We start from the raw sequence: 22,096 nt of genomic DNA on the forward strand, positions 1-22,096 counted from the left end.
GGTGGAACTTGTTCATCATCAAGTTGGAACTCACTCGATATGGCCCTCTGTGTTGCGAGAGCCCGCTTAGGGTGAAGGCATGTTCAAAACGATCCAGTCTCTGAGGCCCCTCGCGGCGCCGGCCGCGGCTGTGCTGCTTATGGTGGCGCTCTTTATCCTGGAGGAGCGCCATTTCGACCAGAAGAGCGCCCTGCTTTTGGCGCTCGTGACGGGCGTCGCTGTGGCCGAGATTCTGCCGGCGGCCGCCCTGGGGCTGGTCTTCTCCGCCCTGGTCCTGCAGGGTGTCAAGGTTCTCCCGTTGGTCCTTCTGTCCGGCGTGCTGAGCTACGCTATCGTCCCGGTGGTCATCTTCTTCGCAGTAGTCGGCTGGAAATCCCGGAACCGGTGGGTCCTCCCCGTTGCTGCTGTCGTATTCGCCGCCATCATCACCGTTAACTGGTTCACTGACCAGACCTGGATCAATTTCATTTTCGGCAACCAGATATACGGGCGGGGATTATTGCGAACCCTCACCTACGCTTTTCTGATCTTTGGAGCGTTCGCCGCCTTGAACCTCGCCGCGTGGGCGGTCGGTGTGGCAGTAAATAATGCCTCGACGAGCCGCCGGGCGCAGCTCGCGGCCGAAACACGACTCAGGGAAACGGTGACTGAACTTGCTGTCGAACAGGAACGCAACAGAATTGCCAGGGAGCTGCACGATGTGTTGGCCCATTCACTGACGGTCATCGTGGCGCAGGCCGACGGAATACGCTTCATCCACCGCGTGGAGCCGGAGTCCGTTGAGGCAGCATCAAGGGTCATCGCCGAATCAGCGAGGGCCGCACTGATCGAAACTCGCCGGCTGATCGAAGGCTTTTCCACGGAGCTCAGCAACCAGCCGACTCACAAGGTTGAAGACCTGGTCACTCTTGCCGACCGTCTCAGGTCGAGTGGCATGCCGGTCATGATCGAAACGATGGGCGAGCCATGGGAGATGACCGCCGCCCAGGAGCTGGCGGTCTACCGTCTGGCGCAGGAAAGCCTGACCAATGCTTTCAAGCACGGGGACCGGAGCCAGGGCGCGCACCTGCACCTGGTCTGGACCGCGGCCTCCCTCGAAGTTCGGAGCAGATCGTCGCTGATCGCAAACCCGACCGCGACGACGACGACGCCCCCGCCCGGTCTCGGGCTGGCAGGAATGAGGGCCCGCGCCGCAGCTGCCGGCGGATGGGTGGAAACAGTCCGGGGCGACGAGACCTTCGAAGTGCTGGCGTTCTTCCCGTCGGCCGGACCCGGCCAGCACGCGGCGGCGACTCCTTCAACGCCTCGCCTCCCCGCCTTCGAAGGAGCAAAGCTATGACCGCCGCGCCCATCCGGATTGCCTTGGCCGACGACCAGCCGTTGTTCAGCGCCGGACTCAAGATGATCCTTCGCAGCCAGGTAGACATGGACTTAGTCGGTGAAGCCGCCAACGGAGCGGCTGCCGTCGAACTCGTGCGGGCGACATGCCCCGATGTGCTCCTGATGGACATCCGGATGCCTGTCATGGATGGAATCACGGCCACAAGGACGATCCTGGAGAAGTCCAGTGGAGCTGCCACTAAAATCATCGTTCTGACGACAATCCATCACGACGAAGCCGTCGTCCGAGCCATCCAGGCCGGCGCCGCCGGTTTCTTGACCAAAGACACCACACCCGACTTCCTGCTGGCCTCCATCCGAACGGTTCACTCGGGGCACTCAGTCATCGCCCCGGCCATCACCAACGAACTGCTGCGCGACTACACCACGCCCTCCTCGGGGAACGACGCCGCACTGGCAGACCTTTCCGGAAGGGAGCGCGACGTATTTCTCCTGACGGCCAAGGGGCTGGGAAATGCCGAAATCGCCGCATCCCTCGTGCTCAGCGAAGCCACTGTGAAATCCCACGTCAGCAGCATCCTGGCGAAACTGAAGCTGAAGAACCGCATCCAGCTCGTCGCATTCGCTTACGAAAACAACGTCCTCAACTAGCCCACACAGCAGCGCCGTCCCATCCACCGACGCCCTCCCGCTGTGGGAAGGCCAGCCACCGCTTTGCCCAAAACAACCGAAGGAGCCACCATGAAACAGAAAATCTTCGGCGCTGCCGTGCTGATCGTAGGCACCGGTGCCGCGCTGGCCGCAGCCGCCATCCCGGCCGCGTCGGTCACCGCGTCCCCGGAGCCTGTCCCAGGGATCATCCGCCAGGCAGAGGCCTACGCCTCTACAGATCCGATCGCCGAAAAGGGCATGCAGGAGGCTGTCCGGCTCTGCATGGCCAAGGCCGGATTCGACTACACGCCGCCCAGCTCCGAGATGACTATGGACCTCAACGGAGCCATCGGATTCAAACGGATCACGGTCGACGCCGCCAAGGCCAGCGGTTACGCCAGCACCGGACCACAAGGATCCCGTGAGCCGGCTCCCGAGTCCGCGGACGGCAAGCTCTTCGCCAATCCAGACTTCACCAAGGCACTCACCGGCCCTGAGGACACCGCGTCAAAGCCCACGGTGGGCGGTACGGGAACGTCCTCCGGCGGATGCCGCGGCGAAGCCATGACACAGATCTACGGCAGCGCGGAAAATTACATGCTCGCTACCGGCCTCGCCTACAACTCAGTCCTCCCGGCGAGCCTGTCCGCCTCCGGGGACTCAGGTATCACCAAAGCAGTCACAGGCTGGACGGCCTGTATGAAAGACACCCCCTACGCTTCCTTTGCGAACCCGCAGCAGGCAGTAGATGCGGGAAGAGCTGCAGGCGGCCAAGAAGAGTTCAGAATCGCCGTCACCGACGCGGTCTGCCGGGACAAGACCGGCTTCCACGCCGCCCTGGACAAAGTCCTGGATAAGTACCTGACAACCCGCATGCAGGAACTGGGCCCGCAGATCGCGAAGGTCAAAGAGATTCGCCGGACGGCTGCCGCTAACGCGGCAACAGTGGGTGGCACTGCGTCGAAATAGCGCGGCGCGGCGAAACGGCCGGCGGCGTCCTGTCAAGATTCGGGGGTGACAGGACGCCGCCGGCTTCCGCCAGTTAATGCAGAGTGGCGCGTTGTCAGGCAGATGGGGGAGCCTCCGCGCCGCGGTCCACCTCATTCACCCGTGTTCGGGATTAGCGAGCAACGCCGCGTAGCGGGCATTGCTCGCTGCAACTGCTTCTGCCCACTTGATGGCGCTGGAGGTGCTCAGTCCGGTGAGCCGGGCCAGAATGACGGGCGGGAGCTCCTGGGCGAGGGACACCATTGCTCCGGTGCGGGCCTGTGCGGGCCTGTGCGGGAAGAAACCGCGGACACCTGCATCGTGGAAGCCGGAGCTGACAGCTACGACTCAATAGCCCGATGGCTCCTGCTTACCAAAGCAGAGCAAACCATCATCTCCCCGCCCGAACTCTCCCGCGCCTTCGAGCACATCGCACGGCAAAGCCAACGAGCTGCAACCTCCTGGGCCTCTGAGGAAAACAACTACACAGTAGAGCCCCACCATGACTGAAACCGTCATCAGTGGTGTCCGACTGGACAGTGGGCCAATCGTGGCCACAAAGCGGCCAGCTCTTGCCCGCAACCGGGCCCCCAGCGTGGTGACAGCCCAATTGCAACCCCTTTGTGGGCGCAAAGCGGCCACAAAGTGACCAGCTGAAGCGGCTCTCACTGATCGTGGGCGATCTGTGGGCAGCTGCTGACCGGCTATTGGCCCGAAACAGCCCAATCATGGGCTGGCGGCTACATTGCGCTGTCTGCACAGCTGATTCCGCTATAAAGCGCTGAATGCTCTGTATTACTCGTCCATAAGACGCCCGATGCAGGACAACTGTGGCCGGATTCTGGCCACATGTGACCAGAAGATTGCAGCCTTTGGGCTGCATTTTTTTATCATCACCGGCGCTCTCCGAGCGCCACGCTGAGCCGGAAGCACGGTGCTAAAAAGAACGAGGGGCGGGTGCGGTTGGCGATGCACTGGCGCAAAGCCCCACCGCTCACCAGGTGGTCCGGGAGTCCGGTTCCCTCGAGGAGATGTAGAGCTTTCAAGGGCAGTTCAGACCTCTACTTCTCCTCGTGACAACCGTGTTTCAGAACTTCCCCAAACCACCAGGTGAGCCAAGGATGGATTGGCTTAGGACGGGGCGATACAGGATGGAAGGCCAGTCGGATGACAGCCGCCAACCACCCCCTTTGAGGACTCTCTCCTGGGGATGAAGAGCCGGCTCTTTCTAAGCCCGTTGAGGCTGTGCTGGGATGCACAGTGAGGACAGAGAACCAGAGCCCGTGCCGGTCCCCGGGCATACAGTGCTTGGCCCGGGCTGGATGAACAAGTTCCCCAGCCCGGAAGGTAAAAGGCCGAGGATGGGACGCCGGAGCTGACGCCGCCCAGGCACCGGGCAGGAAGCGTCTGGTCTAACAGCAATCGTGTGCGAGGACTGGAACCGTGGGACTCCTGGCAAAGAGAAGATCCAGGTGCCACATCGACTCTGGAGCAGCTCTGCTGAGCCGCTGTGAGAGCGCTGCGAGACAGCCGGCGACCTTCGAGGAAGCAGTGTCTATCTCGACCAGCAGTGACCTCGCAGCAGCGACGAGCTTGATGATGCCACGACCGCTGCAACAGAGATGTGGCGGCCGCTGGAACGAGCTGTATTGGAGTGCCGCAGCGTCTCAGTGAAGGCGTGTGGCTAGTCCCCTGCGGGCCTGGAAATCCCATGAGTGCAAAGTGCTTTCATTAGCCGCTGCGCAGCTCCCTCGATACCGCTGTGGCACTGTCTTCGTTCCTCAGCCATCACCCCATTGGTACCTCGTATGGGACCGCTGATCCTGCGTCACAGCGCCTGTGGACATGAGCATCAAATGAAGGCCAAACACGTCCCTACTCCTTCGTCGCACGGGCCATGACGCTGCGTTGCAGCAACGTTCCTACCGGGTGCCATGCACCTAAAGACCCGGTAGGAACTCAAAAGCCTTCAACCGCCGGAAACTAGCGCCACTTCCAACCCACCCCCTACGAGTAGGAACCATAAATGGGTGGGTAGGAATCAAGTGGTAGGCGCTATTTTCCTGCGACATGTCACCAGAAATCCCCCCGATCTTCCGCTAAAGCTACAGATGCGAGGGAACAAGAGAAAGAGCATAAGGGGTTTTGGCACCTCGCTTCGCTTCGGTGGTCGGCACAGCCGACAAACCTTCGGTCGCTGCGCTCCCTCACCCATCGCTGCGCTCCGGGCCCTTATGCGGTCGCTTCGCTCCCTTCCCCACCAACGCTGACGCGTCGTTGGGGTGCTCCTGGAGCCATCGCTGACGCGAGTGGCACCAGTTCCCGATGTCCGCTGTCGCGGCCCTCGGACAGAGCCGCTGTGACTCCGTCCCAGGCGTCTCTGAGCAAGACAGCAAAGCCAGTGCAGACGCCTCGCGGCCCCTGGCGACAGGTGTTGTGTGGAGCTGCCGTTCGGCACCGGTCGGCTGCCGCCGACCCGGGGGGTTGTTGCAGCGTTATTGCGCACTCCGCAACACACCCCGTCGATCGCCATCTGAGGTCTCAGATGGCTGTCTCGAATATCCATCGACAGGAGGTGCTTCGCCCATGGCACGCAACCGAAGTTTCAGCCGGCGCGAAGAGCGCAAAGAACCCGCAGTGCTCGCTGCTGTTCCAGACCTGGGAGTGAAGATCACGATGCCCCGGAAAACGAACCGTGCAGCAGCCAGGACAGTCGCCTCCGGTGACGTGTTCTGGGACAAGCGCAAGGTAGCCAGGAAGGCCCGCCGGCGCGCTCTGGAAACGCAGCTTGCCCGGGCATCCAATCCGAGTGCCCACCGGCTAAGCCGGCGCCAGAAGCAGTGGATGGAAAATCATCTCTTGACCTGGTCCTGGAACAACTCCAACGATGTCCTGCAAGCGCCGCGGGCAGCTACCCAGAATCAGCTCGATGAGCTGGTCGCAGTCACCCGGCTGCCGCATGTGCAGCGCGCTGTGGTGAAGATCCAGGGGCTGTGCCTGGAGCAGATCAGGTACGTCGCAGAACGTGCGCCACGGACCGTTCGGTTCATCCTGGTGGACCCGGTCACGTAGAGTCAGCGGACCATTCGAGTGTCACGGATCTAGTGAGCCTCAAGACCCAATCAGGACCGGAAAACAGCCCGGGTCGCTCACTGGGCTTCCCCACAAATCATTCTCCGAATGATTTCCGTGAATAATGACAAGAATAAATAAAGGGAAGGGAAGGGCGGGCGCTTTCCCTCGCACCCGCCCCGTCCCTATATCTAGCCGATCTTCGTCCAGGTCCCGCAGCGGGATGACTCGAAACCTTCCCCGGCGATAACTGTGACGGTCACGCCATCGGGGGCGAAATCCACGATGTCATTGGTGATGATGTCGCCGCCGCCGGTACTGCGGGACCAGTAGCAATCCCTGACCCCCGGCTTGGTCTTCCAGGTGCCCGGCTCCATCGTTTTACCGACCGTCATGCTCCCGTCGACAATTTTGCTTAGGGTGGCTACGTCTTGGAGGACTGCAGCGTGTGGGGCGTCCGGGCAAACGGTCAGTGCGGCCTCAGCTTCTCCCTTGCGTTCAGGAATCGTGGGCAGATCGGCGTAGGTCGGTTCGAGCTTTGCGCAGAGACCCATGATCCGCTCAACCGTCCCACTCGGGTCGGTGACATTCACGCCCCTGGAAGCCACCGTATCGACGAGCTTCTGCTCACTGGGGAGCAGGGCATATCCACCATCCACCGTGCAGGTTCCGCCGACCTTGTACGCGCCGCTGGCCCAGACTTCCTTGAGGGACTTGTATTCGGTGGTCTTGCCGCAGGTATAGGTGTAGCGCGTCGCAATTTTTGCTTCGGCGCCTGCGACCTCAGCAGTTTCAGCCTTTGCTTTCGATCCCGCTAGAAATTCTTTTTCGGTGACGTTCACTTTGACGTTAACTTTGTCGTTCCCGGAGACCCCGCCTGCGCCAGGTGCTGTTGAGACCGTGACGACTGTTTCATCCGGCACCGTTGTACTGTCCCACTTCCCGCCGTCTGGACCGTAGATATTGGCGAAGTAGTTGATTTTTCCCAACTCCGACTGCGTTTCCAGGACCGTCTTTCCGACAAGGTCGGGGACCTTCGCCCTGGCAGTTGCTGTGGAAGTGGCTTTAGCCGCTGTGCTGGACGAAGCAGGCTTCTCGCCTCCCCCACAGCCGGTAAGTACGATCGCGATGGCTGCCAAGACGGCAGGGATGTTGAGTTTCATGTCCCCCAAATATTCGGTTTCAAAGTGCGATGACGATTTTCCGCCCGGGTGGGACGGAACGCGGTGATGGCATAACGATAATGGTTAGGACAGCGGGGGCTGGTAGATGACGCCACTACCCCGAACTTTCGTCTAACCGCTGCACGCCAGACTGGAAGCGCTACCCGGGCTATGCGGGGCAATGACACCATCGAGCTGTCACGAGCTCCCGAGCGGCCCGTATAGAGGAGCAGGACCCCGAGCCAGCAGTAGGTCCGTGAGGCCGCACCTCACGCATAGCTCCACACCCCGCGCTAGATCGCCGGTGTGTCTCCAGCGCGCCGTCGCCCCGTGCCCGCTCCCCCGGTAAAGCGCCTCCAAAGCCAGAGGCCTCAGACTCCATGTCGGATCTCGGGGAAAGTAAAAGCACCCACTCGGATCACGATGAGTGGGTGCTTTTACTAGGATCGAAGCTGCACGAAGTACCGCTAGGCTAAATTCCTCCTTCGTCCTCCTCGTCGCCGTTCCCGGCTGTCACGGTGACGGACGGGCGACGCACGAGACCGGCGTAGTTGGGCTTCAGAGGAAACGGCACTGCTCGCTGATTTACCGCGGTTCCTGTGTACGAAGTGTTTGTCCAGTCTCTGAGGTCGTACTCCACTATCAGCGGCTCCGGGCTGGACATATGGCGAGCGGGACGCATGGATTTAGTGCCCATGTGGTCCCATTTTGCAGAACTGGCGAGATGGGTCTTCAGGAAACTCGTAAGAGAGTTCTGGGAACCCGGTCGACCATCCGGATTGTTCTTAAGCGTCCATGCCTTCCACAGATCGTAGATGAAACCGAAGGGCAGCAAATCCCAGACGAATTGATCCTCGAACTCTCTCCAAAACGAGATCCTTGGGTCATTCACCTCCCGAAACTTATCGAGTTCAGACAGACACAATCCCGGCTCGCTCAGCGTCGTGTGCTGCATATGCAGAACACGCTTGAGCACGTAGCGCAGCACTTCGGGACGGGCTAAGTAGTCATTCTTGATGTACTTGCGCTCCACGCCCGTGAAGCACTTGTCGAAGGGTATGAGCAGAAGGCGACGAAGGAACGACTCCGACTTGTCCTTGACCCTTGGGAACTCGTTCAGGCACTGCACCATAAAGCCCCAGAAGCGGTGCCGGATGGGTATCTTGTGCTTGCGGTTGATGGAGATCACGTCGTTGGTGATGATCGCCTTCAGGTTGGCTGCCTTGTCGATGAAGGTGCCTACATCGTTTTCGTCAACGATGATTGCTGAGGCACGTGTCAGCGGTTCCAGCATGAAGTCTTGGCCAAAGTCGTTAATGGACAACGTCGCCGTCGATGTCTCACCTACGAGATTGCCCATAAGTTTCGCAAGCGTGCCCTTACCGTTGTTGCCCTGCTCGGCGTAGAACCAGGCTGACTTTCCCCACGGCACATTCGGGCGGACGATTGCACTCAGCAACTCCCACAGCAGGTCGACTATCTCCAGGTCGTCAGAGAGTTCAGCAATCCAGGACTCGACGTCCCACATCTGGCCGTCGGGCATCTCGATGAATACGTTCTGTGCAGTCTCGTCGTACTCGATGCACGATGCTCGTGCCAGGAAAACGTAGTCGGGAGTAAACGCCTCCAGCTCCTGGCTATCCTGGTTCCAGATGCCGTTGGCCACAATACTCAAGTGCGCGACGGGGCTACCGTTCGAGACGGGTGTTACCGGCGCCTCCCGGCGGAGTATCTGCGTGATTTCCTTAATCCCAACCATGCCGATATTCGGGCTGTACCGCGCAATCGCATTTTGCAATCCCATCTCAGACGTAACGTAAAGACCTTTACTAGGGCCGTCCGCTACGTAGATCGCCAGAATTGCGTCATCAGGGTTCGTCCCGTGCAGCAGCACCGACCGGACGTGGTGCAGCTTCTTGATGATCATCGCGACCTGCACGTTCGCGAGGCGCTGAGGAAGCGCAAGCAGGATGCCTTTCGAGACTTCACGATTAACCTTCCCCGGTTGGCGAAACATGTTCTCGATTTTGAACTCATCCTGAGTACGCCTGACCAGATCGCGCTCGATCTCCCCCGGAGACGGAGGGTCCGTCGGGTCAAGTGAGTCCAGGTACTCCGTCGCCGTCTCCGTGTAGAGCTGCGATTCGGTGCGACGCATGCCGTGGCTCTGGAGTTCGAGAAGAACGTCCAAGTCCCTGTTGGCCGTAGAGAAACCATCAGAAATATCGGTTGCGGTAGAATGTTTATCAGCGCCGCCAAACGCTTTTTCTTGGGCCGCCTCGTCACCGATGGGGCGGTCTTTTTTTGCCGTCACGGTCTAGGCACCTCGCAGATTAGAGGTGAACGTTGAGACGATGATGTCCCGCTGCTCGAGCCGGAACGGCGGGGCAGCAGCAGCCATGCGGTGAGCCCACACCTTCAACTCGCTGTCAGTGGCGACAACAGGGAGTGGTGCGACGGCGGCGTCAAGTTCACCCACGACGACGTAGAGCTTGCGGCCATCCCTGACTGCGGGGAGGCGTCCGGACTTAATGTACCGGCGGAGTGTGATGACGCTGCGGCCGCTGCGTTCGGCGGCAGCATCCAGGTCGAGAGTTGTCTTGGCAGGCATTGTGATGCTCCAGGGTGAAGAGGGGAGCACAACAAGAATTCATCTGCACGATTCCACAGCCCACATACCTGCCAGCATGTGAACCTGCCCCGAGGGGCTGCACGATTTTCCGTCACGATGCCTGCCAGCCAACGTGAGGTGACGCTGCCCAAGAGGCCAACGTCTGCACTGTTTTCTCAACGAACACGCCTGCCGACGTACGCGCCTGGCCCCGCGGGGCTTGCACTGTCTTCTCAGCGAACACGCCTGCCGACGTACCAACCTAGCCCCGAGGGGGCTGCACTATTTGTCTCCACACTCGCCTACCGACAAATGTGGAGCGATGTTCAGTTGCGCGCCTGGGTTTCCAGGCACAATCACCTTATCAAATCCGATCACCTGTGACGATCGTATTGCTGCTGTTACTCAACATTAACAAACCTCATAAATGAATATATTCATCGGTCCGTTGCCTTTCTCGTTGAGCGTTTTGGAAAGACACACGTGAAGACGAGTACACGGTAAGAGAGATTCTCAGCGCCAAACTACATCGACACGTTTGTGGTTGATACCTCTCTTCCCCGTCTCGTCCGGTCCAACGCGATTGACGCGCGGCGTAACCACCGCACGGATGACACGGCGTTTGTCGGGCAGTTCCAGTTCGTCCCACACGTCCCGGACCGCCCTTTCGCGCACGAGCCGCAGCACGAACGGGTCCAGCTCTGAGAGCTTTTCCAACCGTTTCTGGGCTGCTTTGATCTTCGGCTCGATTCTGGCCTCCTGATCCATCACCAGATCAAACCTGAGTTTCTGGGCCGCTTCCTCGCGCACCTCGTCCAAATACTCCTGATAGCTAGCTATCTCTTCCAATATGGACCGGCGCTCGGCGTCCGTGCCCTCGCCGCGCTCTCCGATCATGGCAAGGAAGTCAGGCCGCTCCAGTCGGGCCAACACCAGCTCGCTGACAACCTCGTCCAGGTGCGAATCGCGCATCGCGACGTGGAAACCCGTCTTCCCGGGCACACCGACGCAGATGTAGGTGTTGTAAAACGGATACGGCAGCTCATTGCCATGCTCATCAGTGGGCTTCGGCAAGGGTTCCCCGGTCACCTTGTCCTTCCGCCGTCCGGCGTTCTGCTTACCGATCCGCATCGGTGCCCCACACACACCACACACAGCGATACCCGTGAGCAGGTGCTTAGCCGGCCAGTCGTTCGTCCGCTTGCGCTCCGGAGGACTCATGATGATTTGAAGTTTCTCCCAGGTGTCCAGCTTAATGAGGGACGGCCACATTGCATCACCGATGATCTCCCCTTGGTGCTGACGTTTCGCCGCATAGGCTGGCATAGTAAGCATCTGCTTTATGGCCGGAGGCGTCCAGCCAAGGCCCTGTCGATGGGCTTTGCGGGTCTCACGCCGTGGCGGGATGCCGCGTTCGTTGAAGTCCTTGGCTACAGCATAGAAGGTCTCTCCGGCAAGGATGCGCCGTGCTGCCTCTTGCACGATAGGGGCCTGATCAACATGAGACTCAACCCGGACCAGGGCACCCGTCTCAGAATCCTTGATGCGCTGGTAGCCGTAGACCTTCTTGCCGTGCGGCCGGCCCTTCTCGGCGTTGGAGCGCATATCGCGTTGAAGTCGTTTACTCGTCTTGGCGCTCTCATACTCGGAGTCGACCGCATCCTCCAGTAATGATCGGCGGTCACGGGCATTCGCCGGGTCATACAGTCTGCCGTGCGTCGTCACCCAGATGCGGATACCGCGCATCTCGCAGAGTTCAATGAGGTCGACCCATTCACCTGTTCGGCGCGATCCACGGCTTGACTCCCACAGCCCGAGTGCACCTGCAGCAAAGACGTCTTCTTCCAGATCACTCATGAGTTGGGCAAAACCCTCACGCGCCTGCTTCGAGTAACGACTGGCGCTTCGGTCATTGTCCCGGTACGGCTCAGGGTGGAGGTCCCATCCCTGCTGCTCAAGTGCTGCGGCATTGTCTGCGTGCTGCTGGTCAGGACTCTTGCCCTTCCCAGCGCGGTCCTTTGACACACGCAGATACTCGCGGACGAGCAGATTCTTGGGTTCCATTGACCCACCCTACTTCAAAACGGTGTCCCCGCTGACGGCCGTCAGGTGGGTCATTCCGACGGACTTCATGGCCGCGTCCAGCTCCGCGTCAAGGCGGCTGGTGTCGCCGGTGACCATGCCTGGCAGGAGTCCGCGGGCGTCACCGTCGAAGTGCCCGGCGGCCGTTGTGAAACGGCCGCGGAGTTCGGCCGGGCCCCGCTGCCAGTCCGAGGCCGCCCCGAGCGTCAGCGGGGCCGAGCTGGCCGAGAGAACCGCCGTTTCCGGCTGCCCTGGCCCGGGTGGCTTGAGTTTACCGGTCGTGCGGATCCGCTGACCCGGGGCTGCATGTTCCCAGTCGCCCCCGCCCAGGACCAGCAGCCTGGCCCGCTCCTGTACCCGGTGCGAGTCGAAGGTCATGTTGATCACGGTGGCCGGGACCGCCCACCGGTCCGCGAGCCCGGATCGCCCAGGCGTCCTGAGCTGCCGGGGCGACCCCGCAATCTCCATTTCCGCAACGACGGCTGTGTCCGCGGCGGCTGCGGCGGCCACAGCCCCTTCGTGCCGGCGGGCGGAGTCGGCCGCGCCGTGCCCGCCCGCCGCCGCGGCGAGCAGCAGGGCGCCGGCCATCGTCGCGTGGAAGCTCCGGTGCGCCGGTGCCCCGGGGGGGCCGTGCGCCGACAGTGAATATTGCCCTGAGCAGCAGCAGTCCCGAGCCCGCCACGAGGGTCAGGCAGAGGGCGGCCAGCGCTGCAGGGTGCAGATGGTGTCCCGCAGCGGCCGTTGCCCACACCAGAACCGCCGGGGGGACCAGGCGCACATCGGTCCTGCGGAGGGTGTCCTCCCTGACCGGACCGGCGCGGGCGCGCACTGCAAATGACGTCAGCCAGCCGCGGGTCCCCAGGCCGCCGCACCGCGGAGGGCGGGCCTGCAAGTGCGCCGCCGCGGCGTCCGTGGGCTCCGACGTCTGGCGGTTCCCCGCCGGAGACTGCGCGGGCTCCGACGTCTGGCGGTTCCCCGCCGGAGACTGCGCGGGCTCCAGCGTCTGGCGGTTCCCCGCCGGAGACTGCGCGGGCTCCAGCGTCTGGCGGTTCCCCGCCCGAGACTGCGCGGGCTCCGACGTCTGGCGGTTCCCCGGTGTCCGCCGGACCGCCGCATCGACATACCGCTGCCAGCGACTCGTACGTTCCTTGTCCGGCACGCCTCACACCCGAACCAGGGGCAGCAGGCCTTCGAGCAGCTTGGGTCCGAACCCGTCCACGGCATCCAGTTCCTCTATCCGCTGGAACTTGCCGTGCTGCTTGCGCCAGTCCACGATCCGTTGGGCAAGCACCGGGCCCACCCGAGGGAGGGTGGCCAGTTCCTCGGCGCCGGCCGTGTTCAAGTTGATCTTTCCCGCGGGAGTGGATCCGCTGTCCCGGCTTCCCCGGGCGCCGGCGTCACTCGCGTCACTCGCTGGGGCGGCCACGTCCGGCACCGCTTCACCCTGCCGCGGCACCAGGACCTGCTGTCCATCCTCGAGGACGGCTGCTAGGTTGAGCTGGTCCGGGTCAGCGCCAGGGGCACCGCCTCCGGCCGCTGCGATAGCCTCGTGCAGGCGGCTTCCCTGCGGCAGCTCCACGATGCCGGCACGGACAACCGCGCCGGCCACATGCACGATTATGCTGTCGCGGGTGTCCCCTCCCACTCCGACACCGCCTCCGCCCTCGCCGTCCCCTCCCCCTCTGCCTCCGCCTCCGCCACCGCCTTCGCCTTCGCCGGGGGAATTGTCCGGGGCGGCTGACGGTCCTGTTTCAGGTTCCGGGTCCCCTGGTCCACTGGCTTCCGTTGGGTTGATGGAACTGAGCGGGCTGACCTGTGCTGTGGCGTTCGCCGCCTGCCACCAGAACCAGCAGAGGAGCGCTGTGGCCAGCAGGCACAGCAATGCTGCGGCACGGCGCCCGGTGCGCCACCTGATGCAGGGGCTGCGGACCGGCGAAGGGTCCGGGCCGGGGTCATGCCGCGTCCCGGGCCGTGACACGACGGGCGGCCCGTTGAGCAGGCCCGGCCCGGCATCAGGACGATCAGCGCCCGGACCAACGGCTGCCGCCAGCCTGTGGTCTGCGCGGCCCGGTTCGGCGCCGGGCGGGTCTCCAGGATTATGACGCAGCATGCGCCCATCGTACGAAGCTCCGGGCACGCGGTTCAGGGGCGGTGAGTCCTATGTGGATACCGGGAGACCGCCGGGCACGGCCCGGCGGTTCTTGTGTCGATCCCAAGCCACAAGGACTACGGCGCGGCGGGGATGTCGCGGACTGCCGGGGTGCTGCTTTCCCCCACGATCACTGCCAGGACGCCGAGTCCGGCGTGCGCGGCCAGGACGGCCGGGAGGGCGCTGATCTGGACGGGAGCACAGCCGGGAACCGCTTCGGCCAGCTGCGACGCAAGCAGTTCCGCCTCTGCCGGGTTGCCGAAATGGTGGACGGCAAGCCGGGCCTGCCCCGCGGGCCGGGCGGCCGCGTCGGCCACAACGATCTCTTTGAGCCGCGCGATGGCCCTCGCCGCCGACCGCACCTTCTCGAGCGGAACGACTTTGCCGTCCTCCACCGCGAGGATGGGCTTGATCGAGAACATGGTGCCCCAGACCGACGCCGCGGCGCCGATCCGCCCCCCACGGCGCAGCTGTTCCAGGCTCGGGACGTAGAAGTAAACCTTGGTGCGGGCCAGTTCGTGTTCAGCGGACGCGCGCACGTCCGCCGGGGCAGCACCGTCCGCCGCCGCCGCGACGGCCCCCTGGACACCCATCCCCTGCGCCATGCCGACGGTGCGCGAGTCCAGAACCTCCACCGGGATACCCACCCGTGCGGCAGCGAGCCGGGCCGAGTCCACCGTTCCGGAGAGCTCACCGGAAATATGGAGCGACACGACGGCCTCAAAGCCGCTGCGCTGGGCCGCCAGGTACGCCTGTTCGAACTGTCCGGGTGAAGGGCGCGAGGTCTTGACGGGCCTGCCGCTGGCAAGGGCCAGGGCGATCGTCTCGGCGATGTCGTCCTCGCCCTCGCCGTAGATTTCCGCCCCCACCATCACCGGCATAGGGACGACCGTCAGCCGCCCGTCGGCGGAGACGGCATGGACCCAGTCAGCCGGCAGCGCCGCGGCGGAGTCGGTGACGACGGCTGTCCTCACGACTGCGGCGGCGGGGCCTTCGGCGGACGTCTTGGCCTGCCGGAGCCCGCTGAGGCGCTCCTTCAGCCACCCTGCGGGGTCGCGGTGGGGCACGAGGGACCTCCTGCTGTCTGCACGTGCTGACGGACTTGCGGTATCAGCCGGCCGCCGGTGGGTACCGGCGGCCGGCTCCCGGTTAGGCCGGGACGATGTTGACCAGCTTAGGCGCCCGGACGATCACCGTGCGGATCCCGCGGCCGTCGAGGGCGCGCTGGACGTTTTCCGACGCCAGGGCCACTTCCCGCAGATCGTCCTCGCTGATCTCCGGCGAGACTTCCAGCCGGTCCCGGACCTTGCCCTGGACCTGGACGACGGCGGTGACCGTGTCCTGCACCAGGAGGGCCGCGTCGTGCGTCGGCCAGCCGGCGTTGGCCACCGAGGCGGGATGTCCCAGCACGTTCCAGAGGTCCTCGGCCGTATACGGCGCGAAGAGGCTCAGGATGACCGCAACGGTCTCGACAGCTTCACGGACCGCCGGATCGGCGCCGCCCGCACCGCTGGCTGCGTCAATGGTTTTACGGGTCGCGTTGACCAGCTCCATGAGCTTGGCCACGACCACGTTGAACTTGTTGTTCTCCAGCAGGGCTTCCGCGTCGGCGATCGTGCGGTGTGTGACGGCGCGCAGGGCCCGGTCGCCGGTGGCGTAGTCGGCGCCTGGGGCGCTCGTGACGTCCTGGCCCAGGCGCCAGGCGCGGGCCAGGAACTTCGCGGAGCCCGACGGCGAGACATCGGCCCAGTCGACGTCGTCCTCCGGCGGGGAGGCGAAGATCATGGTGAGCCGGACGGCGTCGACGCCGTACTTGTCCAGCTGTTCGCTCAGGTCAACGCCGTTGCCCAGGGATTTGCTCATGGCCTTGCCGCCGTTGAGCACCTGGCCCTGGTTCAGCAGCGCGCTGAACGGCTCGTCGGCGTCGATCATGCCCAGGTCGTGGATGACCTTGGTGAAGAACCGCGCGTAGAGCAGGTGCAGGATGGCGTGCTCCACGCCGCCCACGTATTGGCCGACCGGCATCCAGTCGTTGATTTTCGCCGGATCGAACGGGCCGTCCGTGTATTGCGGCGAGACGAAGCGCAGGAAATACCAGGACGAGTCCACGAAGGTGTCCATGGTGTCCGTGTCCCGCTGGGCCGGACCTTGGCAGCTGGGGCATGCGACGTTGACCCAGCTTTCCACGGCGGCCAGCGGTGACGTGCCCTTCGGGGACAGGTCCTCTCCGCGCAGGTCGGCCGGCAGGGTGACGGGCAGCTGGTCGTCCGGGACCGGGACTTCGCCGCAGGCGGGGCAGTGGATGATCGGGATCGGGGTGCCCCAGAAGCGCTGCCGGCTGAGCAGCCAGTCGCGCAGGCGGAAGTTCACGAATTTCTCGCCCGTGCCCTGCTGCTGCAGGATCTCGATGGCGGCCGGGATGGCTTCTGCCTTGGGCAGGCCGTCCAGGGCGCCGGAGTTGATCAGGGTTCCCTCGCCAGAGGTCGCGGTGCCGCTGACGGCGGGATCCTCCTCGCCGGTGTCCAGCACTGCCCGCACGGGCAGGTCGAAGGTGCGGGCGAAGTCGAGGTCGCGCTGGTCGTGGGCCGGGACGGCCATGATGGCGCCGGTGCCGTAGTCCGCCAGCACGTAGTCCGCCGCCCAGACGGGCAGCTTCTCGCCGTTAAGCGGATTGGTGGCGTACCGGCCGGTGAAGACACCGGTCTTTTCCCGTTCGGTGGACTGGCGTTCGATTTCCGAGAGCGCCTTGACCTGTTCGCGGTACGCGTCCAGGGCAGCGGCGTATTCGTCGGTGACCAGTTCGACGGCGATCGGCGCGTCCGCGGCAACGACGAAGAACGTCGCGCCGTACAGGGTGTCCGGGCGGGTGGTGAACACCGTAACGTCTTTGGCCGGCTTGCCGCCCTCGGCCTCGATCACGAAGGTGACGTGCGCGCCCTCGGAGCGTCCGATCCAGTTCTTTTGCATGGCCAGGACGCGTTCGGGCCAGTGGCCGCGCAGTTCGTCCATGTCATCGAGCAGCCGGTCGGCGTAGTCGGTGATCTTGAAGTACCACTGGTTCAGTGATTTCTTGGTGACCGGGGTGCCGCAGCGCTCACAGGCTCCATTGACCACCTGTTCGTTGGCCAGCACGGTCTGGTCCTTGGGGCACCAGTTGACCGGGGAGTTCTTGCGGTAGGCCAGGCCGCGCTCGTGGAAGCGTTTGAAGAGCCACTGCGTCCAGCGGTAATACTCCGGGTCGGAGGTGTGGATCCGGCGGGACCAGTCAGCGGAAATGGCATAGCGTTTGAACGACGCCGCCTGCGTGTCGATGTTGGCGTAGGTCCACTCGCTCGGGTGGGCATTGCGCTTGATGGCCGCGTTTTCGGCAGGCAGCCCGAAGGAATCCCAGCCGATCGGGTGGAGCACGTCGTAGCCCTGCTGACGCAGGTAGCGCGCGACGACGTCGCCCATGGCGAAAGCCTCGGCGTGGCCCATATGGAGATCTCCGGAGGGGTACGGGAACATGTCCAGCACGTACCGCCGCTCCTTCGAACCGTCGTCGACGGGCGTGAAGACCTTTAGGTCTTCCCAGACCTGCGGCCACTTGGCTTCCATGGCCGCGAAGCTGTAGGCACCCTCTTCAGGGGTCTGGGCTACGACTGCTGGTGTTCCGGTCTCTGTCTCCGGCTGAACGCTCACTGCTGGCCTCTTCTGTTCTGTCAAGCCTTATGTTCCGTCAAGTCTCGTACCGTAAATCACTCCGGCGGCGGCCACTGTCCTGCTCCGCTGCCGTCTGCCCAAAAGGGTCCAGACACACAAAAGCCCCTCGACACGGAGGGGCTGCCGCTCGGCAATCCGAGTTCTCGTCGGGATACCGGGCGGCTAGCTAAGCAGGAAGATCGCACGCATACCTCTACTTTAGCGCCTCGGGCTGCATCGCGGGGTAACTGCGGCCGCGCGGAGCCTGGCGGCAACCGGGCACGCGGGCCGGAGGTCCGGCGCAGCCCCGGACTCCGCCTCAAATTGTTATAAACGCACCACTCGGAAAGAAATCCAGTACTCACGCCGGCTAGGGCGCCCTCACCGTGTCCTCAGGACCAACGAACAAAGTACATGAGACATCAAAGCACGTATTTTTTCGAGTCTGCCCGAGTAGCTTTTCCGTAATCCCGAGTATCCGGAGCTTGCCTTTTTACGGATTGCAGTCTCATGAAATTGAACTTTCAGATTCCTCGTTCCTGGGCGAATTTTGCTTCCTTGCCAAAACCGTGTCAGGAGGGCCACTATGCACTCAAGATCCCTGGGGGGATTCAAACAGGTCTCGGACTGAGGAGACTGACATGTTTTGTTTGTCGTGTTCTGTCATGCCACGACTCTGCAAACTGACCGAACGCTCCGGCGTCACGGGCAGCAACCTGGAATCGGAATAGCCATGTTTGGCTGGATCACCCGGTTTAGTCTGCAGTTCCGGATCCTGGTGCTCGCTCTTGCGGCCGGACTCATCACCTTCGGCGTTGTTAACGTTCCACACATTGCTGCGGACACAATGCCCGAATTTGCCCCCGCTCAGGTCGAAATCCAGACAGAGGCCCTGGGCCTTTCCGCTGTCGAAGTTGAACAGCTCATTACCGCTCCGATGGAAGCCGACCTCCTCAATGGAGTGGCCTGGCTGGACGAAATCCGATCGAAATCCGTTCCGGGGCTGTCCTCGATTGAACTCGTTTTCGAGCCGGGCACGGACCTCCTTCGTGCCCGTCAGCTTGTGGCGGAACGGATGACCCAGGCGCACGCTCTGCCAAACGTGTCGTCTCCGCCGCTCATCATGCAACCGATGTCCTCCACCAGCCGTGTGCTGATGGTCCGGTTGAACTCGAAGCAGCTCTCGGGCATCGAGATGTCCGTCCTGGCGCGGTGGAAGATCAAGCCGCGGCTGGTCGGCATTCCGGGCGTGGCGAACGTGTCCATCTGGGGCCAGCGTGAACAACAGCTGCAGGTTGAGGTCACTCCCACCCAGTTGCGCGACCGGGGAATTACCCTGGAGCAAATCATCAAGACCACCGGCAATGCCGTCTGGGTCTCGCCGTTGAGCTTCCTTGAGGCCTCGACCCCGGGCACCGGCGGTTTCGTGGAGTCTCCCAGCCAGCGTTTGGGTATCCAGCACGTCCTTCCGATCCGCACTCCTGCGGATCTGGCAAAGGTGAGTGTGGAGGACGCACCCCAGCCGATGCTCCTGGGTGACATCGCCCAGGTCAAGGAAGACCATCAGCCCCTGATCGGCGACGCCGTCGTCGGGCAGGATGCTGGCCTCATGCTGGTTGTTGAAAAATTCCCGGGCACCAGCACGGTGGATGTAACGCGCGCTGTCGAGGCAGCCCTGAAGGACATGGAACCGGGGCTCACCGGCATCACGGTCGACACCAGCGTGTTCCGTCCCGCCACTGCCGTTCAGAACACAGTGGACGGTCTCGGTATCGCGCTGCTGCTCAGCCTCCTGATCGCTGTGGCGCTGTTCTGGCTGCTCTTCCGCTCCTGGCGGGTCGCCGTGATCGCTCTAGTGGCCCTCACAACGACGGTCTTGACGGCGGCCGTGGTGCTCTACGCGCAAAATGCGACGCTAAACATCACGATTCTTCTCGGCATTCTGCTCGGCGTTTCCGTGATCGTGGGCGACATAGTGGAGGACGTCCAGGCACAGCGCCGCCGGCCCCTGACCACCGTGGCCACGGAAACCGATGCAACCCTAAGGTCCCGCATCACCAACGTGGTCCGTGGCATCCGCACTCCGCTCTTCCACGCCTCACTCATCATGCTGGTCGCTCTCATTCCGACGCTGTTTGTGACCGGTGTCGGCGGCTCGTTCTTCCAGCCGCTCTTCTGGTCCTTGGCGCTTGCCCTCGCAGCCGGACTGCTCGTTGGCCTTTCCGTGACGCCGGTACTGGCCCAGATGCTCCTGCGCCGGGACACTGCAGCCCGTCCGGAGTCTCCTGCCGCCGGACGTGCCCGCGCCTACTACGGCCGGGTCCTGGAAGGCGCCCGGTCCCGCCGTACCCTCAGTCTGGTCGCTGTGGCCGTCATCGGGGTGCTCGGCCTCGCCGCTGGATCCCAACTTATCGCCAACCGGCCGCTCGTTCCCACTCTGCCGGACAGGACCCTGCTGGTGCAGTGGGACAACGCGGCGGGCACGTCTACAGATGAGGTCCGCAGGGTCGCATCCAAAGCCTCAGATGAGCTGCGGGCCCTGCCTGGTGTAACCGGCGTGGGCGGCCACATCGGCCGCGCCATCTCCTCGGACCAGATTGTCGGGAACAATGCAGCCGAACTCTGGGTGTCCATAGCCGCCGATGCCGACTTCACTGAGACCGAGCGGGCAGTCCGGGACGTGGTCCAGGGCTACCCGGGTATCGCTCATAACGTCTCGAACTACTCGCAGCAGGAGGTCGGCGATATGCGCAACAGCATGGAGCCGGGCTTTGCGGTCCGGGTCTACGGAACGGACATGCCGATCCTGCGCGAAAAGGCCGAAGAGGTTCGGAAGGCACTTGCGAACATCAACGGCGTGCAGAACCCGACCGTCAAAGCCACGACCATGACTCCGATCGTGGAGGTGGAAGTCAACCTTGAGGCTGCACAGCGGGTCGGCATCAAGCCAGGCGACGCCAGGCGCGCCGCTGCCACGCTGATGCAGGGCGTCATCGTCGGCAACCTTTTCGAACAACAGAAGGTGTTTGAAGTGGTCGTACGCGGGGCGCTTAACGTCAGGGACGACCTGACCAGCATCCGTGAACTGCTCCTGGACACCCCCGACGGAGGCCATGTCCAGCTGGGTGAGATCGCCGCGGTCCGGATGGTTCCCAATGAAGTTGTCATCGAGCACGATGCCACCTCCCGGCGGATCGACGTCGTAGCCGACGTCAGCGGACGGTCGTTGGCCGACGTCCAGCGCGATATTGAAGCGGCAATAAAGCAAATTCAGTTCCCGCTTGAATACCACGCGGAGATTCCCGCGAAGTACAGCGAACTGCGCGCAGCCGACGCGGTGGTGCTCTGGCTTGGAGCGGCCGCCCTGGTGGGCATACTGCTGCTGCTTCAGACCGCAGTGCGGAGCTGGAAGCTGGCCCTGGCCCTCTTCCTGGCATTGCCGGCGGCGCTTGCCGGCGCGGCCGTGGCCGCGTGGATCGGTGCGGCGTCGGTCTCCTGGCTCTCATTGACCGCCTTTGCTGCGGTGCTGGGTATCGCTGCCCGCAACGCAGTTCTGTTGTCAGCCCGGGCGGACGATCTGTGGCGCTCCGCACCGCACACGTCCCGGGCGGAGGTCGCCCTTGCGGCGGCCCGGGACCGGGTCTCGCCGGTCCTGAAGTCAGCGCTGATCACCGTGCTCGTGCTGATTCCGCCCGCGTTGTTGGGCGGCTCCGTCGGGCAGGCCTTGATCGTTCCGATGCTGCTGATCATTGCGGGCGGCCTGATCACCACGACGCTTGTGGCGCTGTTGGTGGTCCCTCTCCTGACCCTCTGGTTCGGTCCCCGCACCGCCCCGGAAGAGTGGTCAGAGGTCTACGACTCGGAAATCCCCGTTCAGCCCGTTACGCAGGAAAAGGTGGAAGCAAAATGACCAGCCAAAAGCCCCAACGGCGCCTGCCCCTGGCGGCCGCTGTCTGTGCAGCCCTCGTGTTCTTCCTCCCGGCATGCGCCGCACCCGCCGCTGCCCCGGCAGCTGTGGGCGAGGCCCCCGCCAAAGTGGAGAAGAACGCCTCGACCGGCATCGCGAAGCTGACCCTCACCCAACGGGGCGTGGACCGGCTCGAGCTTAAAACCGAGCCTGTTACAGCGGGTCCGGGAACAGAGCTCCTGATCAACTACGGAGCCCTGATGTACGACGCCAACGGCAAGACCTGGGTCTACACCAACCCCGCCCCCAGGGTTTACGAGCGCCAGGAGGTCACCGTCCGCAAGGTGGAAGCCGGCGTGGTCACGGCCACTGCCGGACCGCCGGCAGGAACCCTCGTGGTCACGGTAGGCGCCGCGGAACTGTTCGGCGCCGAATTCAACACAGGCAAATGA

At 63.4% G+C, this 22,096-nt stretch carries 17 protein-coding genes; 8 read left to right on the top strand and 9 right to left on the bottom strand.

Annotated elements, in window-relative coordinates; genetic code table 11:
* Positions 1–79: 79 nt before the first annotated feature.
* The 3 genes from ACZYZ3_RS01380 (at position 80) to ACZYZ3_RS01390 (ending at position 2,961) form a co-directional block, all read left to right on the top strand.
* Positions 80–1,339 (top strand): sensor histidine kinase, encoded by a 1,260-nt coding sequence (locus ACZYZ3_RS01380; protein WP_463962072.1) that lies wholly within the window; start codon positions 80–82, stop codon positions 1,337–1,339.
* The gene (locus tag ACZYZ3_RS01385) at positions 1,336–1,992 is read left to right on the top strand and encodes a response regulator (RefSeq protein ID WP_463962073.1); all 657 of its coding nucleotides are present in this window, start codon (positions 1,336–1,338) and stop codon (positions 1,990–1,992) included. Before ACZYZ3_RS01380 ends, ACZYZ3_RS01385 begins: the two co-directional genes overlap by 4 nt.
* Before the next feature lie 90 nt (positions 1,993–2,082).
* Positions 2,083–2,961 carry a hypothetical protein gene (locus ACZYZ3_RS01390; RefSeq protein ID WP_463962074.1) on the top strand — a complete coding sequence of 293 codons (879 nt, stop codon included), beginning with the start codon at positions 2,083–2,085 and terminating at the stop codon, positions 2,959–2,961.
* A gap of 135 nt (positions 2,962–3,096) precedes the next feature.
* Here the strand turns inward: ACZYZ3_RS01390 and ACZYZ3_RS01395 are convergent, their stop codons facing one another.
* Positions 3,097–3,243, bottom strand: a complete 147-nt coding sequence (locus ACZYZ3_RS01395) for a hypothetical protein (protein WP_463962075.1) — start codon at positions 3,241–3,243, stop codon at positions 3,097–3,099.
* 57 nt (positions 3,244–3,300) lie between these two features.
* Between ACZYZ3_RS01395 and ACZYZ3_RS01400 the strand changes: the two genes are divergently transcribed.
* Both ACZYZ3_RS01400 and ACZYZ3_RS01405 read left to right on the top strand, forming a co-directional pair.
* Positions 3,301–3,489 carry a hypothetical protein gene (locus ACZYZ3_RS01400; RefSeq protein WP_463962076.1) on the top strand — a complete coding sequence of 63 codons (189 nt, stop codon included), beginning with the start codon at positions 3,301–3,303 and terminating at the stop codon, positions 3,487–3,489.
* Positions 3,490–5,565: 2,076 nt separating this feature from the next.
* Positions 5,566–6,051 carry a hypothetical protein gene (locus ACZYZ3_RS01405; RefSeq protein ID WP_463962077.1) on the top strand — a complete coding sequence of 162 codons (486 nt, stop codon included), beginning with the start codon at positions 5,566–5,568 and terminating at the stop codon, positions 6,049–6,051.
* A gap of 191 nt (positions 6,052–6,242) precedes the next feature.
* Here the strand turns inward: ACZYZ3_RS01405 and ACZYZ3_RS01410 are convergent, their stop codons facing one another.
* The 6 genes from ACZYZ3_RS01410 to ACZYZ3_RS01435 all read right to left on the bottom strand — a co-directional run bounded on the left by ACZYZ3_RS01410 (position 6,243) and on the right by ACZYZ3_RS01435 (position 13,516).
* Positions 6,243–7,214 carry an Rv1352/Rv1906c domain-containing protein gene (locus ACZYZ3_RS01410; RefSeq protein WP_463962078.1) on the bottom strand — a complete coding sequence of 324 codons (972 nt, stop codon included), beginning with the start codon at positions 7,212–7,214 and terminating at the stop codon, positions 6,243–6,245.
* 472 nt (positions 7,215–7,686) lie between these two features.
* Positions 7,687–9,528, bottom strand: a complete 1,842-nt coding sequence (locus ACZYZ3_RS01415) for a phage/plasmid primase, P4 family (RefSeq protein WP_463962079.1) — start codon at positions 9,526–9,528, stop codon at positions 7,687–7,689.
* Positions 9,529–9,531: 3 nt separating this feature from the next.
* Positions 9,532–9,825 carry a helix-turn-helix domain-containing protein gene (locus tag ACZYZ3_RS01420; protein WP_463962080.1) on the bottom strand — a complete coding sequence of 98 codons (294 nt, stop codon included), beginning with the start codon at positions 9,823–9,825 and terminating at the stop codon, positions 9,532–9,534.
* A gap of 513 nt (positions 9,826–10,338) precedes the next feature.
* The gene (locus ACZYZ3_RS01425) at positions 10,339–11,889 is read right to left on the bottom strand and encodes a recombinase family protein (RefSeq protein WP_463962081.1); all 1,551 of its coding nucleotides are present in this window, start codon (positions 11,887–11,889) and stop codon (positions 10,339–10,341) included.
* 9 nt (positions 11,890–11,898) lie between these two features.
* Positions 11,899–12,495, bottom strand: coding sequence for a hypothetical protein (locus ACZYZ3_RS01430; protein ID WP_463962082.1), 597 nt, complete (start codon positions 12,493–12,495; stop codon positions 11,899–11,901).
* A gap of 574 nt (positions 12,496–13,069) precedes the next feature.
* Positions 13,070–13,516 (bottom strand): ComEA family DNA-binding protein, encoded by a 447-nt coding sequence (locus ACZYZ3_RS01435; RefSeq protein WP_463962083.1) that lies wholly within the window; start codon positions 13,514–13,516, stop codon positions 13,070–13,072.
* Here ACZYZ3_RS01435 and ACZYZ3_RS01440 point away from each other — a divergent pair, their 5' ends adjacent.
* Positions 13,517–13,648: a hypothetical protein gene (locus tag ACZYZ3_RS01440; protein WP_463962084.1), complete on the top strand. Its 132-nt coding sequence runs from the start codon at positions 13,517–13,519 to the stop codon at positions 13,646–13,648.
* Between the two features lie 485 nt (positions 13,649–14,133).
* On the opposite strand, the gene ACZYZ3_RS01445 is transcribed toward ACZYZ3_RS01440, so the two are convergent.
* Together ACZYZ3_RS01445 and leuS are read right to left on the bottom strand one after the other, a co-directional pair.
* Complete coding sequence (locus ACZYZ3_RS01445; RefSeq protein ID WP_463962085.1) at positions 14,134–15,123, bottom strand: DegV family protein; 990 nt, start codon at positions 15,121–15,123, stop codon at positions 14,134–14,136.
* Between the two features lie 82 nt (positions 15,124–15,205).
* The gene (leuS, locus tag ACZYZ3_RS01450) at positions 15,206–17,737 is read right to left on the bottom strand and encodes a leucine--tRNA ligase (protein ID WP_463962086.1); all 2,532 of its coding nucleotides are present in this window, start codon (positions 17,735–17,737) and stop codon (positions 15,206–15,208) included.
* Between the two features lie 733 nt (positions 17,738–18,470).
* On the opposite strand from leuS, the gene ACZYZ3_RS01455 reads away from it, so the two are divergent.
* Positions 18,471–21,647, top strand: coding sequence for an efflux RND transporter permease subunit (locus tag ACZYZ3_RS01455; RefSeq protein WP_463962087.1), 3,177 nt, complete (start codon positions 18,471–18,473; stop codon positions 21,645–21,647).
* Positions 21,644–22,096: a hypothetical protein gene (locus ACZYZ3_RS01460; protein WP_463962088.1), complete on the top strand. Its 453-nt coding sequence runs from the start codon at positions 21,644–21,646 to the stop codon at positions 22,094–22,096. The genes ACZYZ3_RS01455 and ACZYZ3_RS01460 overlap by 4 nt, the downstream gene beginning before the upstream one ends.

The sequence above is a fragment of the Pseudarthrobacter linnaei genome (genome assembly GCF_055412825.1).